The sequence below is a fragment of the Rhizobium sp. CG5 genome, from assembly GCF_023701945.1.
Lineage (GTDB): Bacteria > Pseudomonadota > Alphaproteobacteria > Rhizobiales > Rhizobiaceae > Allorhizobium.
Genome location: NZ_JABAEF010000007.1, coordinates 254,263 through 270,781, shown reverse-complemented (window position 1 = coordinate 270,781; position 16,519 = coordinate 254,263). Strand labels below are relative to the sequence as shown.

The 16,519-nt window shown below is 61.6% G+C and carries 20 protein-coding genes and 1 pseudogene; 9 read left to right on the top strand and 12 right to left on the bottom strand.

Annotation, left to right across the window (positions count from 1 at the left end):
- The first annotated feature begins 13 nt into the window (after nt 1–13).
- The 6 genes and pseudogenes from HGO38_RS14215 to HGO38_RS14190 all read left to right on the top strand — a co-directional run bounded on the left by HGO38_RS14215 (nt 14) and on the right by HGO38_RS14190 (nt 3,534).
- Nucleotides 14–232 carry a hypothetical protein gene (locus HGO38_RS14215; protein WP_250956553.1) on the top strand — a complete coding sequence of 73 codons (219 nt, stop codon included), beginning with the start codon at nt 14–16 and terminating at the stop codon, nt 230–232.
- Nucleotides 222–1,424 (top strand): YcaO-like family protein, encoded by a 1,203-nt coding sequence (locus tag HGO38_RS14210; protein WP_250956552.1) that lies wholly within the window; start codon nt 222–224, stop codon nt 1,422–1,424. The genes HGO38_RS14215 and HGO38_RS14210 overlap by 11 nt, the downstream gene beginning before the upstream one ends.
- Nucleotides 1,421–2,128: a TfuA-like protein gene (locus HGO38_RS14205; protein WP_250956551.1), complete on the top strand. Its 708-nt coding sequence runs from the start codon at nt 1,421–1,423 to the stop codon at nt 2,126–2,128. The genes HGO38_RS14210 and HGO38_RS14205 overlap by 4 nt, the downstream gene beginning before the upstream one ends.
- Nucleotides 2,129–2,244: 116 nt before the next feature.
- A complete protein-coding gene (locus HGO38_RS14200) occupies nt 2,245–2,481 on the top strand; it encodes a hypothetical protein (RefSeq protein WP_250956550.1) in 237 nt (78 codons plus the stop codon).
- Between the two features lie 203 nt (nt 2,482–2,684).
- Nucleotides 2,685–3,035 carry an MbcA/ParS/Xre antitoxin family protein gene (locus tag HGO38_RS14195; RefSeq protein ID WP_250956549.1) on the top strand — a complete coding sequence of 117 codons (351 nt, stop codon included), beginning with the start codon at nt 2,685–2,687 and terminating at the stop codon, nt 3,033–3,035.
- Between the two features lie 8 nt (nt 3,036–3,043).
- Nucleotides 3,044–3,534, top strand: a pseudogene (locus HGO38_RS14190) (RES family NAD+ phosphorylase).
- Between the two features lie 207 nt (nt 3,535–3,741).
- Here HGO38_RS14190 and HGO38_RS14185 read toward each other — a convergent pair.
- From HGO38_RS14185 to nifH, 12 genes are all read right to left on the bottom strand, one after another.
- Nucleotides 3,742–4,368, bottom strand: a complete 627-nt coding sequence (locus tag HGO38_RS14185) for a nitrogen fixation protein NifQ (protein ID WP_250956548.1) — start codon at nt 4,366–4,368, stop codon at nt 3,742–3,744.
- A gap of 41 nt (nt 4,369–4,409) precedes the next feature.
- Entirely contained in the window at nt 4,410–4,727 is a 318-nt protein-coding gene (gene fdxB, locus HGO38_RS14180; RefSeq protein WP_250956547.1) for a ferredoxin III, nif-specific, read from the bottom strand.
- Nucleotides 4,727–4,927, bottom strand: coding sequence for a CCE_0567 family metalloprotein (locus tag HGO38_RS14175; protein ID WP_250956546.1), 201 nt, complete (start codon nt 4,925–4,927; stop codon nt 4,727–4,729). The genes fdxB and HGO38_RS14175 overlap by 1 nt, the downstream gene beginning before the upstream one ends.
- Before the next feature lie 27 nt (nt 4,928–4,954).
- On the bottom strand, nt 4,955–5,440 hold the full coding sequence (locus HGO38_RS14170; RefSeq protein WP_250956545.1) for a NifX-associated nitrogen fixation protein: 486 nt from the start codon (nt 5,438–5,440) through the stop codon (nt 4,955–4,957).
- Nucleotides 5,441–5,453: 13 nt separating this feature from the next.
- Nucleotides 5,454–5,954, bottom strand: coding sequence for a nitrogen fixation protein NifX (nifX, locus tag HGO38_RS14165; protein ID WP_250956544.1), 501 nt, complete (start codon nt 5,952–5,954; stop codon nt 5,454–5,456).
- Nucleotides 5,920–7,302: a nitrogenase iron-molybdenum cofactor biosynthesis protein NifN gene (gene nifN / locus HGO38_RS14160; RefSeq protein WP_250956543.1), complete on the bottom strand. Its 1,383-nt coding sequence runs from the start codon at nt 7,300–7,302 to the stop codon at nt 5,920–5,922. The genes nifX and nifN overlap by 35 nt, the downstream gene beginning before the upstream one ends.
- The gene (gene nifE / locus HGO38_RS14155) at nt 7,302–8,807 is read right to left on the bottom strand and encodes a nitrogenase iron-molybdenum cofactor biosynthesis protein NifE (RefSeq protein ID WP_250956542.1); all 1,506 of its coding nucleotides are present in this window, start codon (nt 8,805–8,807) and stop codon (nt 7,302–7,304) included. Before nifE ends, nifN begins: the two co-directional genes overlap by 1 nt.
- A 176-nt stretch (nt 8,808–8,983) precedes the next feature.
- Entirely contained in the window at nt 8,984–9,376 is a 393-nt protein-coding gene (locus HGO38_RS14150; protein ID WP_250956541.1) for a type II toxin-antitoxin system VapC family toxin, read from the bottom strand.
- The gene (locus HGO38_RS14145; RefSeq protein WP_250956540.1) at nt 9,373–9,687 is read right to left on the bottom strand and encodes a type II toxin-antitoxin system Phd/YefM family antitoxin; all 315 of its coding nucleotides are present in this window, start codon (nt 9,685–9,687) and stop codon (nt 9,373–9,375) included. The genes HGO38_RS14150 and HGO38_RS14145 overlap by 4 nt, the downstream gene beginning before the upstream one ends.
- A 113-nt stretch (nt 9,688–9,800) precedes the next feature.
- Entirely contained in the window at nt 9,801–11,342 is a 1,542-nt protein-coding gene (gene nifK, locus HGO38_RS14140; protein ID WP_250956539.1) for a nitrogenase molybdenum-iron protein subunit beta, read from the bottom strand.
- 167 nt (nt 11,343–11,509) lie between these two features.
- The gene (gene nifD / locus HGO38_RS14135; RefSeq protein WP_250956538.1) at nt 11,510–13,021 is read right to left on the bottom strand and encodes a nitrogenase molybdenum-iron protein alpha chain; all 1,512 of its coding nucleotides are present in this window, start codon (nt 13,019–13,021) and stop codon (nt 11,510–11,512) included.
- A gap of 97 nt (nt 13,022–13,118) precedes the next feature.
- Nucleotides 13,119–14,018: a nitrogenase iron protein gene (nifH, locus tag HGO38_RS14130; protein WP_028738197.1), complete on the bottom strand. Its 900-nt coding sequence runs from the start codon at nt 14,016–14,018 to the stop codon at nt 13,119–13,121.
- A 498-nt stretch (nt 14,019–14,516) separates the two neighbouring features.
- Between nifH and HGO38_RS14125 the strand changes: the two genes are divergently transcribed.
- The 3 genes from HGO38_RS14125 to nifS are packed head-to-tail and all read left to right on the top strand — an operon-like array spanning nt 14,517 to nt 16,493.
- Complete coding sequence (locus HGO38_RS14125; protein WP_250956537.1) at nt 14,517–14,837, top strand: HesB/IscA family protein; 321 nt, start codon at nt 14,517–14,519, stop codon at nt 14,835–14,837.
- Between the two features lie 16 nt (nt 14,838–14,853).
- On the top strand, nt 14,854–15,267 hold the full coding sequence (locus tag HGO38_RS14120) for a NifU family protein (protein ID WP_250956536.1): 414 nt from the start codon (nt 14,854–14,856) through the stop codon (nt 15,265–15,267).
- Between the two features lie 23 nt (nt 15,268–15,290).
- Nucleotides 15,291–16,493: a cysteine desulfurase NifS gene (gene nifS / locus HGO38_RS14115; protein WP_250956535.1), complete on the top strand. Its 1,203-nt coding sequence runs from the start codon at nt 15,291–15,293 to the stop codon at nt 16,491–16,493.
- The last annotated feature ends 26 nt before the right edge of the window (nt 16,494–16,519 follow it).

The following is a 16,519-nucleotide window of genomic DNA, read 5'->3' as shown; positions in this document are numbered from 1 at the left end:
CAAGGAGAGCACAATGGCGAATGCTGCAATTATTGGCGTATCGGGTGAAACGGGTCTCTGGCTGGCCGACTTTGCGGCCGGAACGATCGTGGCTTTGACTGAGCCCTTGTCGGGCGAGCTTGCAACGACCGCATCCCTGCGCGGGCAAGGCGTGACGGTCATCAAGGGAATTGACGTTGCGGTTGCCCTGGCATCTGCGGCAGAGGTGGCATCCAGCCATCATGAAGGCTGATCGTAGCCGATTGGATCACAGCTTTTATCGTGTCTGTGCACCAAGCGAGACCCTTGCGAGGGTCTCGTCTCACCTGCTGCGCCTCGGCATCACACGAATCGCTCGACAAACAGATCTCGACCGCATCGGCATTCCGGTGTGGTGTGCCTATACCCCCAATGCCAAGGCCATTGTCATCTCCCAAGGCAAGGGGCTTGATGACGATGCCGCCAGGACATCGGCGGTTATGGAAGCCATCGAACGATCCGTGGCGACCGACCCTTCCTGTGCGGTGACCACCCAAAGCCTGCGATCGCTGCAATTGGAAGGGCGAACCGCCAATACGCTGGATTGCCTTCTGGCACGCGCCGCCCATTCCATCGACCTCGATGAGCCACTTCAGTGGACGCCTGCAACCGACCTTCAGACCGGCGGGATCGTCTGGCTTCCGTTCGAGGCTGTGCATCTTGACCGAACGGTGACGGCGCCACGATACTGGCAATCCTCCGATGGGCTGGCCTCGGGCAATACGCTGGAAGAGGCGATCCTGCATGGACTGCTCGAACGCATCGAGCGGGATGCGCTCACCCTTTGGCACGTGTCCTCGCCGGCAAGACGTTACGGCTGCAGGATCGACACAGACAGCATTGCCAATGCCGATCTGCAGGCTATCCTGAGCCGGATCCGAAATGCCGGCCACGATGTCGCGCTTTTCGACATCAGCAGCGACCTCGCCGTCCCTTGCGTGGTGGCCCTTCTAGGCCCGCAACAGCGCCGCGGCTTGTCACCGCTGCGGCATGTGGATGTCACCCTTGGAGCCGGTTGTTCGACATCACCCGGTCAGGCAGCGATCCGGGCGGTGACCGAGGCGGTCCAGTCGCGCATGACATTCATCGCCGGCGCACGGGATGATCTGCTGCCGGAGACCTACACCCGCCCCCTTCATCCAGAGACCCTGACGGCCTTCGATGCGCCACCATCTCGCAGGCTTGAGGATATGCCGGCCCTGCCCGTCACCTCGATCGACGAAGCAACCACCTCCATTCTCGGTCGCCTTGCGGCCCGTGGCATCTCCGGCATCTATGCTGTCAACCTCACACCGCCATGGTTGCCGGCCTTCGTCGCCAAGATCATCATCCCCCAACTCGAAAATCCCGAAGGCGAGCGCCGCCAGCGCTATGGATCTCGTGCGCTGAACAGGGCCTTTCAGTGAAGATCGCCTTTGTCGGACCGAGCCTGCCGCAGGCATCTGAGTTTGCCGGGCCGGACCTGGAGATCAGGCCGCCCGCCTGCCAGGGCGATGTCATGCGTGCCGTGGCCGACGGGGCAACGGTCATCGGACTGATCGATGCCCAATTTGAGTATGTCACGCCGGTCTGGCACAAGGAACTGCTCTTTGCCCTGTCGAACAATATCCAGGTGTTCGGAGCAGCCAGCATGGGGGCGCTTCGGGCAGCGGAATGCGCACCCTTCGGCATGATTGGCATCGGCCGGATCTTTGAAGACTTCATCTCCGGTCGACGGGTCGATGACGCCGATGTCGCCCTGTCGCATGGCCCCGCCGAGCTGAACTATCTCGCCTTGAGCGTGCCGATCGTCAGCGTCGATTCCACCTTGGAACAGGTGTGCGAGCTTCGGCTCCTGTCTGCTCAACGCTGCTCCGAGATCGCTGCGGCCGCCCGGTCTGTGTTTTTCAAGGACAGAAGCTGGAAGCGCATTGCACAGGCCGCCGGTCTGGACTGGGCCGCCCTACGGCCGATCATCGAACAAGCCTGGGTTGACCAGAAACGACTGGACGCCCTCGAACTGCTTGGCAGGCTCAACGGCCAGACGGCAGCAACAGCGCTTCAACGGGCCTGGCGTTTCAATGCGACGCCGCTGTGGCGGAAATTGTATCCGTCGGGCCAAGACCTATAGCTGACAATCGGAAATTCGCATGAATCACGCCACGCGTGTGCAACGGCTTTGCAACGCGCGCGGTGCGCTCTCTTGTGAGACTATGATTTCAGACGAAGCATACAGGGACCGCCAAAATGGCACACACAATCAGCGACCTACAGACGAGCGAACGGCAACAGGAGCTTTTGGCTCTGATCAACATGATGGGTTATGCCGTCGGCATAGCCGAAACGCTGGGGGTCACGACCGCCGCGACGCATCTCAATACGGCCCGCCAGACGCTTGTATCAGAGTTGCAGGGCGACCTGACCAATACACTGTCCATGGACGGCATCAAAAGACTGGCTTCAGCGCGCGCCGGCAATTGCTGATTGCACCGATCGGGTGCCATCGCGAGGTCCTTGCCTTGTCGCGTTCAGCCCTGGAGTTCAGGCCTTAGAGCGCTTGAGCCAAGGGCTTAACGTTGCTGATCCTCAAAACAGAACCGCTCCCTCCGGAAAACCGGATTGTCTTCCGCTGTTTCTGACGCTATATTGCGTCTAAATCATCGGCATTCAGCAGGGAGACAAACTCCATGGGCCTTGCCCAATATGCAGACGGCGGTCTTTTCTCGCCACGCAAGATCGCTGACACGCTGCGCACGACGAGCGAGGAAATCGCGCGCACGGCAGGGCTGGGGAAAGACGCGATCCAGCGCAAGGAGCGCATAAGGTCCGACAAGACGCAGCGGCGCTTGCGCGAGATGGCGGAAATCCTCAACAAGACTGAGCCGCGATTTGGATCGGCCCTGATGGCCTATGCCTGGTTTCGGTCCGAGCCTTTGACCGGCTTTTCCGGTCAGACCGCGATGCAACTGGTCCGTGACGGACGCGCTGACGATGTGATGGACTATATCGATGCCGTGGATGCCGGCATTCACGCCTGATCCAGCCGATGCATTTTAAGGGCAAACTCTATCGGGCGATCAACCCGATCTTTGCGCAAGACCCCTTGTCGGGCCGCGGTGAAGCCCTTTATGGCGGGCGTTTCAATCGCAAGGGCACCCCTGCGCTCTATACGTCCCTGTCCATCATGACGGCGTTGCGGGAGGCAATCAGGTTGGCAATCTGCAACCAACCCTGCTGGTCTCCTATGATGCGGATATCGAGCGGGTTTTCGATGGTCGAGACCAGGCCGCCCTCCAAGCCGAGGGTATGAATGCAACAGCACTGGCCGATAGGACATGGCGCGATCAGATGAAAGCGAGCGGCGAAGCCAAGACACAAGGTTTCGCCCGAAGGCTGGCGGAGGCCGGCTATTGCGGATTGCTGGTCGAGAGCTTCGCTGCCGGAGCAACCGGTGACGACCTCAACCTCGTTTTGTGGGCATGGAGCAATACGGCGCCTTGTCGGCTCACCCTGATCGACGATGAAAAGCGCCTATGACCGTCACCGTCGGCCAAGATCCGGCAAATCTGGATATCATGAATCTTTGCACGATCCCTTGGGTTGGAGCCTCAAAACAGATATTTCAGCTCAATCGCTTGAATTCCCCGCGTCACGCGATCTGCCAGCAGTGTCGCAAAATGGACAAGACCGTTGATCGACAAGCCGACCTGTCGAGCCCGATGAGTCAGAGCGCTGGAGCTATCGTCAGGCATGGGCCACCAAGCCGTTCTTCAGCCGCGCCAGACGGCTCTCGCCGCTCTCCTCGCCGAAGCACGCCTCGAAATCATTGCATTCGCGACAACTCGGTGCGCTGCACAGCGAAAAGCCTTCGGCCTCGCAGAGCCGGCGATAGAAATACTTCTTCCACTTCATATCGCTGGTATTGCCACGCGCCAGACCTGGGAAGTGACGGTTCAGCAGGCGGGTCAATTCGCGCCGATCGAACAGGCCCAGATCCTGCCAGAGATGATCGTCGCGCATGGCGCGGCGGGCGACGATATGAGCGAAAAACGCGCTGTTGATCTTGGCGCCATCGGCATGGTCCAGCAGCAGTGCCAGCAGCAGATCCTCCTCCACCTCCCGCTCTAGCTCGGTGCCGGCGCCGCCGACATCGAAGAAGCTCAGACAGACGCCAGGAAAATTGCAGGCAATGACCGAGGCCAGATCCCGCGAGCCGAGCCCGCAGGCTGCACCGAATGTTACAGAGCCGGCAAGCGCTTCGTCGCGGGCCATCGAAAGGGCGCAGGCCAGCGCGTGGTGGTCGAAGGCAGTGTCGGCATCGATGGCAGGCCATTGTCCGGCCATCAGGCAGGCGTAGTGATCAGCAAACATCGAAGCACTCCTCTCTGGCTCAGGTCGGACGGGCAACGGGGTCAGGCCGCAAGCGCCCCAGCCTTCACATGGGTCTGACAGTTTTTCGGACAGACGCGCGCACAGGCGCCGCAGCCGATACAGGCGCCGGCCTGGTCGACGACCATGATCATGCGGTTCAGGTCGCCGTCGAAATCGTCGCCATCATTGTCGCAACGACCGAGGATCTCACCCTCGTCATCGACGCCGTAGAGGTGCATCACCTCGCGCGAACAGACCTTGAAGCAACGGCCGCAGCCGATGCAGGTCGCCCCGTCGATCGCCGTCAGGTAGTCCGGCATCCAGGCAGATCCGTCGCGGGTTTCAAACGGGGCGGCCATCAGGCGTTCTCCAATGCGATCAATTGCTGCCTGGCCGCGTCCAGCTCGGCAAACACCGCATAGGTGCGCTCGGCCACCGCCTTGATCTCCGTCCAGTTGACCGGCAGGTCTTCCGCCAGGTCATGCAATTCCATCTTGGCATTGCCGGCCCGGGAGTTCAGCTTGCGGACCGTCTTCTGCAGTTCCTCGAGTTCGGACATGCGATGTCTCCTTGATCGAACAGGGTTTCAGTAGCGAGCCACCTCGGGATATTTCTCGATCATCTCGACGGCATCGCGCATCAGCTTGTCGCCGGCGTCCGACAGCTTGGCGAGCGTCTCGAAGCCGAAGCGGTGGACATCGCGCAGCGATTTCAGCACGACCACCAGCCGGCCGGCGGTCAGCAGCACCCGACCGAAACCCTCATGGCTCATCTTCATCATTGGCGAGGCGATGATGCCGGTCTCCTGCTCGATGGCCAGCCCGATGGCGGAATAGAAGATATCGAGCCGCCACAGCACATCAGGATCCGGATCGCCGATGATCGGAATCTCGCGGCGCTGTTCCTTGGTCAGGATGTAGTCGCCGAGGATCGACGCATCGGAGCGGCCCTCCCAGGCGTCGTAAGTGTCCTGGGCGCGCATCAGGCGCACCAGGCATTTCATGAAAGGTGTCGCGAGTGCGTCGACATCATCATTGGCGGCGAGCTTTTCCAGTACGGCTGTCGGGGTCATGATCGGTTCCTTTTCAATTGTCGTCGTCATCGAAGGAGGGTTTCGTCTCGCCAAGGCCGGCTTCGGCCAGAACCTTGCGCAGCCAGGGCGGCGGCGCGGTCTTCAGCATGGTCTGGGTCCGTGCCAGCACCTCGTCGATCGAGGACGGCTGCGGCACTTTGATCGGATGGATCTTGGCGGAGACGACCTTGGCGGCCGACGGGCCGCCGATCGCCAGGCAGAACAGCAGGTGGCAGCCTTTCAGCGCCTCCACCTTGGGCGTGATGCGGTCGTCGCCCTCGGATTTGTGATTGCCGCTTTCGTCTGACACGTCACCGAAACCGACGGCTTCCACGAACTGCCAGCCGGCGGGGGTGACGTCGTAGACGGCAAACAGCTTGGCAGAACCGAAATGGGCGTTCAGCCCCTTCATGTCCTGCGTGGCAATCGCGATGCGAAGCACGCCCTTCGGGCGCTCAGGTGCAGGTGCCGGCATCTCGTCAGTGACGAGTGATAGACGTCGGACAGCTGTCATTGTCGGTCTCCCTGTTGCGGAACGGGTTGAGGCCTTGCGGGGTCGGCGGCTGGATATTGGCCTGGAAGATATTCGCCGCCTCGAAGATCATGGTGCGGGCGCCCTCGTAGAGAACGCTCAGCTTGTGCTGGCTGCCGAGCCGGTCGAAGATCGGGAAGCCGACCCGCATCAGCGGAATGCCGAGGCGCTCGGCGGCCTGGCGGCCGTGCGAATGGGTGACCAGCAGATCGGCGCCTTCGGCGAGGAACTCGAGATCGGAGAGGTCTCCGACCTGCACGGTGTCGGTCGGCACTTTAGACAGGATGCGTGAGCCGCTGGTGGTGGTCACCGCGGCGGAGATCTCGGCACCAAGGCCGAGAAAGAACGTCGAGAGCTGGTAGAGATGATCGGGCTCGGCACCGATGGCGATCTTCTTGCCGCCGAAATGGAAATGGCCATCGAGCAGGGCATCCTGCAATTGCGCCCGGCGGCGGCGGATCGGCGCCGGCACCGGCTTGCCGGAGATGAGCGCCAGCATGGTGATGAAACGGTCGATACTCTTCAGGCCCGACAGTTGCTGGAACAGCGAATAGGGCACGCCGGTTCTCGCCTGCAACGCTTCGGCCGGCGCCCGCATGTGTTCGCCGATGGCGATCGCCTGGAAGCAGGTGCCGAGGTCGCGGATATCCTCGACGCTAGTGCCGCCATAGGTGGTCGGCACCCAGCGCTCCGGCACGGTACCGTCGAGCGAACCGGAGACATCCGGCAGGATGACCGGCGTCAGGCCGAAACTTTCCACCGTTTCGCGGATATGCTCGATATCGGCGACCGTCAGGTGCCAGCCGGGCAGGATCGCCACCTTTTTCGGATCGCGCACCCGGTCGCCCGCGATCGTCACGCCATCGATCATCGAGGTGACGGCCTTGGCCCAGCCCTCTTCGATGGCGCCGTCGAAATCCGGCGTGGTCGACAGCACAACTTCGGTGCCGGCCAATTCCTCGGCGCGGCGCGCCTTGATTGCGGCGACATCGCCGGCGAAATCCTCGCCGCGGGTTTCCACCAGCGCCGTGGTGCAGATGCCGATCAGCGAGGGCTTGGTGCGGCTCTTCAGGTTGAGGATCGCCTCTTCCAGGTGGTCGGCCCCGCCGAGAATGGTCGCCACCTCGTCCATGGCGGTGGTCTGCAGCGGGATGGTTTCCTTGAAATGGCGCACGAACAGCACAAGCGCGAAGGAGGTGCAGCCCTGGCTGCCGTGGAACAGCGGCATGGCGCCATCGACGCCGAGATAGGCGAAGGCAGCGCCCAGCGGCTGCGAGGATTTGAGCGGATTGACCGCCGCGGATTTGGTCTGGTGCAATACGCGGGCCATCAGCATTCTCCCATGTCGTCGGCGGTGGTGGACAGAAATTTTCGAAAGGCATGGGCTGGCGCCGGCAGCGCCGCCTCGTCGCCTGGCGGAGACACAACCGCGGCGATTTCGGCCGGATTACCCTCTCTGTCCCAGGGACAGGGTTCGCGCACCGTCTGCCAGACCGGATTGTGGATGGCGATGTCGATCTGGCGCACCAGTTCCACCATGCCGTCATAGCCGGCATAGGGATGATGGCGTTCCTGGTTGATATCGAGCCAGGGCATCTTGGCTTTCAGCGCGATGAACTGGGTACGCCCGCCCGACAGCATGATGTCGGCCTTGTGCTCGGCCAGCATGGCATAGAGGTCGCGCGGCGCCATCGAGTCGAACATATGGTTCTCGTCTTTGAGGATCTGCTTGATGCGCTCCTTGTCCTCAGGCGTCGACTTCTTGACCGATGTGCCGACGATCTCGATGCCGATTTCCTGCAGCGCATGCACCACCGACCAGGACTTCACCCCGCCGGTGTTGAGCAGCACGCGCTTTCCTTCAAGGCGGGGACGGAATCCCTCGAGGGTGGCCCAGGCGGCGGCCTCCTCTTCCTCGATGAGGGATTCCGTCCGGTCAAGGAGCTCAGGGGACGCTCCTTGATTGACCAGCAGCCGCGCCAGCTGGCGCAGGGCATCGGATGTGTCGGAAATGCCGTAGAACGAGCCTTCGAAATAGGGGATGCCCCAGCGCTCCTCCATCTTGCGGGCAAGATTGATGAGCGCGGTGGAACAGACCATCATCGTAGCCCGGGCGCGGTGGGCGGTCGCGACATCGTGGTAGCGGGCATCGCCGGGAATGCACGCACGGATGCGCATGCCGAGCTTTTCGAGCAGCGGCTTCACCATCCAGAACTCACCGGAGAGGTTGAACTCGCCGAGAATATTGACGTCCATATCGGTGACGTCGTCCGGCTCCTCGGTGCCGATCACATGGTCGAGCAGCGCCTCGCCGGCCAGCTTGTTGCCGAGGTTCTTCGAGCCGACAAAGCCCGGCGCGTTGACCGGCACCACGGGAAGCCCGAACTTTTCCGCCGCCCGCCGGCAGACCGCTTCGATATCGTCGCCGATCAGCGCCGTCACGCAGGTCGAATAAACGAAGATCGCAGGCGGTGCGTATGTCTGCGAAATCTCGCGGATCGCCTTGAACAGCTTCTTCTCGCCCTGCCCGAGCACGATGTCGAGTTCCGTCAGGTCTGTTGTGAACGAGGTGCGCCACAGATCCGGCCCAGAGGACGCCGCCCCGCGGTTGTCCCAGGAATTTCCCTCGCAGGCGAGCGGCGCGTGGATCAGATGGGCGACATCGGTGATCGGCTGCAGCACGATTTTGGCGCCATCAAAGGCGCAGCCGCCGGCCGCCGCCCCCGGCGTCAGCGGCTTGGAACAGCCCTTCTTGCGCGCCTTGGCATCCTTGCCCTGGTTCTTGTCGCAACCGGGCTCGTTGAACACGTCGTCGATCTTTGCTTTCAGCGACATTGGCGAGTTCCTTGTTCGAACCACCTCCGGAAAGGAGGCGACAAACAGGGTTCTGCAAACGGCATGCCAGCATCAAGAAAGGCAATTTTTCATAGGAAATTCATAACGTTCCGGAACTGCCCGGAATCCGGTTGCGACAAAACCGTTGTCGGCTTGTCAGCTTCCCGACAAAGTGGTCAGGCAAGGCCAATTGCCGGGCGGATATCGGTCCGCGCAAAATCGTTGCCGACGAATAGCAGCGGCAGATCGCGCTCCTTGGCCAGAGCGTAGGCGAAGCAATCGCCGAAATTGAGACCGGCAGGATGGAAGCCCTTGCCCCATTGGCGGTAGGCTTTGCCGATCATCGCCGACGAATGACTATCGACAGGAACTATCTCAGGTCGGATTTCGACCAGCAATTCTTCCAGCTTTTGCGACACAGCCCTGCCAAGGGCAACGATGCGTGCCTCAGCCAAGGTTCCAGCAGACATCAGAATCTGTTGTTCAGACGATAAAATCTGCTCGCAAGAACGGCTTTCCGGTTCTTGAAAAATGACCGCGAGAAGCGCCGAAGTGTCCGCAACGATCACTTGGGCAGCCCGGATTCGTCATAAAGGTAATCCTGACTTCTGGCGGCGGAGACGCCCTTCGGCAGGTTCATGGCTTTCACATCAGCCTGGATTTTCCTGATCGCCGCAAGCTTTTCTTCCGGGGATTTTACCGGTTTTTCGGCCTTCCGGTCTTCCTCTGTATAAACGACAGCAGCATCGGACGGATCGACCTCCGCCTTCAACCTTGCAACCGCTTTTCCAGCGTCGGTCAGGACAATCTCCTCTCCCGCTTCGGCACGGCGGACGAGTTCGGCAAGCTTTTGGGCGGCTTCGCTGACGGAAATGTTCATGACTGTCTCCATGGTCCGACCGACATATACCATGCCTGACTGCGAAAATCAGCGCCCAAAGCAAAACCGGCCCCAAGAGGAGCCGGTTTCGGTGTTGCAGGATGCTGCACGACTTAGCGCGTCAGGTCGAAGGAATAGTCCGTCTTCGACGGGACGATCGTCTGCTGGTCGTAGACGTCGAAGAACTTGTCGAGGATCGTCGTCAGGACCCGGAGACCGCCCTGGTAGCCCATGACCGGGAAGCGGTGATGGTGATGGCGGTCGAAGATCGGGAAAGTGAGGCGTAAGAGCGGCGTGCCGGTGTCGCGCTCCAGGTACTTGCCGTAGGAACTGCCGATCAGCAGATCGACCGGCTCGGTGAAGAGCAGCGAGCGCATGGCCCAGAGGTCCTTGCCGGGCCAGACCTGGCAATCCTTGCCGAACGGCGAGGAGGCGAACAGGTCCTTCATTTCCTCTTCCCAAGCCTTGGTGCCATTGGTGGCCAGGCAATGGGTCGGCTCGCCGCCGGTTTCCAGGATGAAGCGCGCCATGCCGTAGACGAAATCCGGATCGCCGTAGATCGCGTATTTCTTGCCATGCAGATAGGCCTGGCTGTCGGCCATGGCATCGACCAGGCGGCCGCGCTCCATGCGCAGTTCTTCGGGGATCTCCTTGCCGGTCATCTCCGAGACCTTCATCAGCAGGTCGTCGGTGCCGCGAACCCCCATCGGATAATGCAGCGACGCGACCTTCTGGCCAACCTCCTTGCAGTAATCCTCGGTCTTGCGGGTGTTGTAATGCTGCAGCGACAGGGTCCACTCGGCATTCAGCGCCGCCTTGACGTCATCGATCTTCGTGCCGCCGTCATACATGCGGTACTCGCCATCCGAGGGCGTGTCGTACTGGTCGGAGGCGTCCTGGATGAAGGTATAGTCGACGCCCATCATGGCCAGGATCCGCTTGATCTCGCGGTTGTTGCCGACGCAGAAGCCGTCGAAGCCGGGGATCAGGTTGAAGCGGCCCTTGATCTCGGTGCGCGGCTGCCCCTTCCAGAAATGCTCGAACACGCCGCGCACCATGTTGTCATAGCCATCGACATGGCTGCCGACGAAGGCCGGGGTGTGGGCAAACGGCACGTCGTAATCGGCCGGCACGGAGCCTTCGTTCTTGGCATTCTCGATGAAGCTGCGCAGGTCGTCGCCGATGACTTCGGCCATGCAGGTGGTCGAGACGGCAATCATCTTCGGCTCATAGAGCGTGTAGGTGTTGGCAAGCCCGTCGATCATGTTCTTGAGGCCGCCGAATACGGCGGCATCTTCCGTCATCGACGAGGAGACGGCGGACGACGGCTCCTTGAAATGACGCGACAGGTGCGACCTATAATAGGCGACGCAGCCCTGCGATCCATGCACGAAGGACATGGTCTTCTCAAACCCGGCGGCGGCAAACACCGCGCCGAGCGGCTGACAGGCCTTGGCGGGATTGACGACAAGGGCCTCGCGGGCAAGGTTCTTCTCGCGATATTCCCAGGTCTTGGTCAGCTCGCGCTGATCATCGACCCATTCGCCCGGATGCGGGCATTCGAAGTTTTCCTTCTTGTTCTTCAACATCTCGACATATTCGGGCTCGCGGAAGAGCGGGGCGTGGTCGAGTATTTTTTCAGCCGACTGTGGCATGACTGGTCACCTCCATCCTTGCAGGCCGCGCCATACGGCGGCACTGGGACATATGAGACATTGAAAGGAACCGGACGGGCACTGCCCACCGGCGCTGGTTCATTCCGCCGGTCTCGCCGGACCGGATGTCGGCATTCCCGTTTCGCGGACGAAGCGGGAATGGTTCTTCATTCGGCGGCGATCGCCATCGGAGCCGGAGCCTTGTTCTTCCACGGTGCGTCGTAGAGGCCCCAGACCGGGTTATTGATGGCCAGATCCATGTCGCGGGCGAAGATCGCGAAGCCGTCATAGCCGTGATAGGGGCCGGAATAGTCCCACGAATGCATCTGGCGGAACGGAATGCCCATCTTCTGGACCGGGTACTTTTCCTTGATGCCGGAACCGACCAGATCGGGACGGATGCCCTCGATGAACTTTTCCAGCTCGTAGCCGGTGACGTCGTCATAGATCAGCGTGCCACTTTTGACGTAGTGGCTGGTGCGCTGGTAATCGTCGTTGTGACCGAACTCGTAGCCGGTGCCGACGATCTCCATGCCGAGATCCTCATAGGCCGTGATGACGTGGCGGGGGCGCAGGCCGCCGACATAGAGCATCACCGTCTTGCCTTGCAGGCGCGGGCGGAAACGGTCGATCACGGCATCGACCAGCGGCCGGTACTTGGCGATGACGGCTTCGGCATTGGCCTCGATCTCCGGCCCGAAATACTTGGCGATCTTGCGCAGGCTGGATTCGATCTGGGAGGGACCGAAGAAGTTGTATTCCGTCCAGGCAATGCCGTATTTCTCTTCCATGTGGCGGCAGATATAGTTCATCGACCGGTAGCAATGGATGAGGTTGAGCCTGGCCTTCGGTGCCCGCTCGATTTCGGCAAGCGTCGCATCGCCCGACCAGTTGCCGACCACCCGCAGGCCCATTTCCTCAAGCAGGATGCGGGACGCCCAGGCATCGCCGCCGATATTGTAATCGCCGATGATGTTGACGTCGTAGGGGCCGGTCTCGAACTCGGCATGCTTGTCTTCGCCGGAGAATACCCAGTCGCGGATCGCATCGTTGGCGATGTGGTGGCCGAGCGACTGCGACACGCCGCGGAAGCCTTCGCAGCGCACCGGCACGATGGTCTTGTTGATCTCTTTCTTCTTCTTGCGCGCCACCGCTTCGATGTCGTCGCCGATCAGGCCGATTGGACATTCGGACTGGATCGTCACGCCATTGTTGAGCGGGAACAGCGCCTCGATCTCGTCGATGACCTTTTCGAGCTTCTTGTCGCCGCCGAAGACAATATCCTTCTCCTGGAAGTCGGAGGTGAACTGCATCGTGACGAAGGTGTCGATGCCGGTCGTGCCGATATAGTAGTTGCGGCGTTGCGACCAGGAATACTGGCCGCAGCCAACCGGTCCGTGGGAGATGTGGACCATGTCCTTGACCGGACCCCAGACCACACCCTTGGAGCCGGCATAGGCGCAGCCGCGGATGGTCATGACGCCCGGAATGGACTTGATGTTCGACTTGACGTCGCACTCGGACAGCGGCTTGCCGTCTTCGGCATCGACCTCTTCGCCTGTCTTGGCGACGTTCAGATGTTTCTTGCGGCGCTTGGCCGTCTTGTCGGGATAGTGCGACAGCACGTCCTCGATCAGTTTCTCGTGGAGCTGGCTGTCGTTTTCATAATCGAGGCTCATGGCAATCGACCCCTTCTTCGAAGATGGATGGCGGCAGATCCGCCGGGTTTGAAAGGAGCGCCGGGTCAAGGCCGGCGCCCGGTTTCGTCTGTGCCGATTACACCGCGGCAACGGCCTGCTTGGCGGCTTCCTTGGCGGCCAGTTCGGCCAGCATCTGCTCGTCGGTTTTCATGATGCCGAAGGCGAGCAGCATGTCTTCCAGCTCTTCCATGGTGATCGGGGTCGGGATGGTGCCCTTGCCCGAATTGTTATGGATCTTCTGGGCCAGCTGCCGGTACTCGTCGGCCTGCTGGGAATTCGGCGCATATTCGATGACCGTCTGCTTGCGCAGCTCGGCATGCTGCACGATGTTGTCGCGCGGCACGAAGTGGATCAGCTTGGAATTGAGCCGCGCCGACAGAGCCTCGGCGAGATCAAGCTCGCGGTCGGTCTGGCGTTCGTTGCAGATCAGGCCGCCCAGGCGCACGCCGCCGGAATTGGCGTATTTCAGAATGCCCTTGGCAATGTTGTTGGCGGCATAGAGCGCCATCATCTCGCCGGACATGACGATGTAGATTTCCTGGGCCTTGTTTTCGCGGATCGGCATGGCGAAGCCGCCACAGACCACGTCGCCGAGAACGTCGTAGGACACATAGTCCACGTCGTCATAGGCGCCGTTTTCTTCCAGGAAGTTGATCGAGGTGATGACGCCGCGGCCGGCACAGCCGACGCCTGGCTCCGGACCACCGGATTCGACGCACTTGATACCCTTGTAGCCGATCTTCAGCACGTCTTCGAGCTCGAGATCCTCGACGGAGCCTTCCTGGGCCGCGAGCGACAGGACGGTGTCCTGGGCCTTGGAGTTGAGAATGAGGCGGGTGGAGTCCGCCTTGGGGTCGCAGCCGACGATCAGAATCTTCTGACCCAGATCGACGAGAGCGGCCAATGTGTTCTGGGAGGTGGTGGACTTGCCGATGCCGCCTTTCCCATAAAATGCAATCTGACGCAGAGCTGCCATGACTTTTCCTTCCTTCGCTTAGGCAACCGCGGCAAGGCCGCGAGTTGGATACCGGATCGGCAGGCTTGACCGCCGCCGTCTCTCTCGTTTCAAAAGCCGTGCCAGTTTCGAAAAGCATCGGAGGAATTTTTATTTCTGCATATATTTCATAGACTTGAGAATTCCGGATGCAGCCAGAGCGCCCCGACACGCCGTGTCGCAGACCCGACAAAAGCGACAGGAACGTCTGCTCGGGATCGGTCCTGTCGGACGGACCGTCCGGTGATCGGAACGCCACGCCTGGATCTCCCTAAGACGGGGGCACAGGGTCGACTGCCCGGCGCAAGGCCGGCGCACGGATTGTCGCAGCGACGTCTCCATGTCGTGTGGACTTGCCGACTTTGTCGGATTGCCGACATTGATGAAATAGACCTATATCATTGATATTGAAGCGCTTTTATTGTTGGCACGCCCTGTGCATGGCTGTCTCTGTCCGCATCTCACCAAGGAGACAGTGCCATGATTATTCTGACCGACAATGCCGTTTCCGCCGTCAAATCCGCCTTGCTGCGGGCGAGCGAGCCCGCCGAAGGCTTGCGCATCATGGTTCAGGCCGGCGGCTGTGCCGGCTTCAAATACCTGATGGGCCTGGAATCGACGTCCCGCGATGGCGACGCGGTGATCGAAACCGATGGCGTCAAGGTCTATGTCGATGCCAGTTCGCAGCCTCATGTCGCCGGCATGACCGTCGATTTTGTCACCGGGCTCGAATCCTCCGGCTTCGTCTTCAACAATCCAAACGCTGCGGACAAATGCGCCTGCGGCAAGTCGTTCGGCTGAACCGGGGAGCGGGATCATGCAGAACAACAGCCATGCGGCACGCATCACGCTTTATGACGGATTGCGTGATCGCCCAGTAAAGCCGGCGGCCCTTTCGCTGCGAAACAGTGCGACGGCCGATCCGGGCGATGTCGGCGGCCGGCAGGAGGATGCCGCCGCCGATCCGGACGGCAAGGCGGCAGCGCTCAGGGCCGTTCTGATGGAACGCCGTCGTCCGCTGATCGAGGCAGCCCTCGAAGCGATCCGACCCAATCTGCGGCGAGACGGCGGCGATTGCGAACTGGTCGAGATCGTCGGCGATGCGGTGCGCGTCAAGCTGTCGGGTGCCTGCGTCGGCTGTCAGCTGGCCTCGCTGACCCTGAGCGGTGTGCGCCAGAAGCTGATCGAGGCAACCGGCATGCCGACGCTGCGCCTCATCCCGATCAACTGACGGCTTCAGCGGAGGTGCCGGATATGGATGCCGTCTATCTCGACAACAATGCCACGACCCGTGTGGCGCCAGCCGTGGTCGATGCCATGCTGCCGTTCTTTGGCGACCAGTTCGGCAATCCCTCGTCGCGGCACGCCTTCGGATCCGGCGTCAGCGGCGCGTTGAAGGCCGCCCGCCGGCAGGTCCAGGCGCTGATCGGCGCCGAGCACGACCATGAGGTGATCTTCACCTCCGGCGGCACGGAGAGCAACAGCACGGCGATCCTCTCGGCGCTGGAGACCATGCCGGGCCGCAACGAGATCATCACCACAGCCGTCGAGCATCCGGCGATCCTGGCGCTATGCGCCCATCTGGAACAGCAGCGCGGCATCCGGGTCCACCGCATCCCGGTCGATGGGCTGGGCAGGCTCGATATAGGCGCCTATCGCGCCGCACTGTCCAACCGGGTGGCAATCGCCTCCGTGATGTGGGCCAATAACGAGACGGGCACGCTGTTTCCGGTGGCCGAGCTGGCCGAATACGCCCGGCAGGCCGGCGTCCTGTTCCACACGGATGCGGTCCAGGCGGTCGGCAAAGTTCCTATCGACCTCAGGTCCACAGCCATCGACATGCTGTCATTGTCCGGCCACAAGCTGCATGGACCGAAAGGCATTGGCGTTCTCTATGTCAGGCGCGGCACGCCCTTCTGTCCGCTGCTGCGCGGTGGGCAGCAGGAACGCGGCCGCCGGGCCGGGACGGAAAACACGCCGGCTATTGTCGGGCTCGGCAAGGCCGCCGAATTGGCTCTTGGTCATCTCGGCGAAATGGGCGGCCGGGTCCGGTTCTTGCGCGACCGGCTGGAAGGCGCGCTCTTGCAGCGCATTCCCGATGCGAGGGTCACCGGTGATCTTGATCGGCGCATGCCCAACACGGCCCATATGACCTTTGCCGATGTCGATGCCGAGGGGATCGTCGCGCTGCTCGATCGCCAGGGCATCGCCTGCTCGACCGGCTCTGCCTGCGCCTCCGGGTCGATGCAGCCGAGCCATGTGCTGCTTGCCATGGGGTTTTCCGCCAGCGCCTCACACGGCGCTCTGCGCTTTTCGCTATCGCGCGACAGCACCGAGCGGGACATCGACCGGGTCATCGCGACCTTGCCCGGCATCGTCGCCCGGCTGCGGGATCTCCCGCCCGTCGGACGAGCGGCGGGCGCGACACCGAAACGTATCAATCCCGCTTTCGCCTGACGGCGGTAGAAGCGGCAAGGACAGGA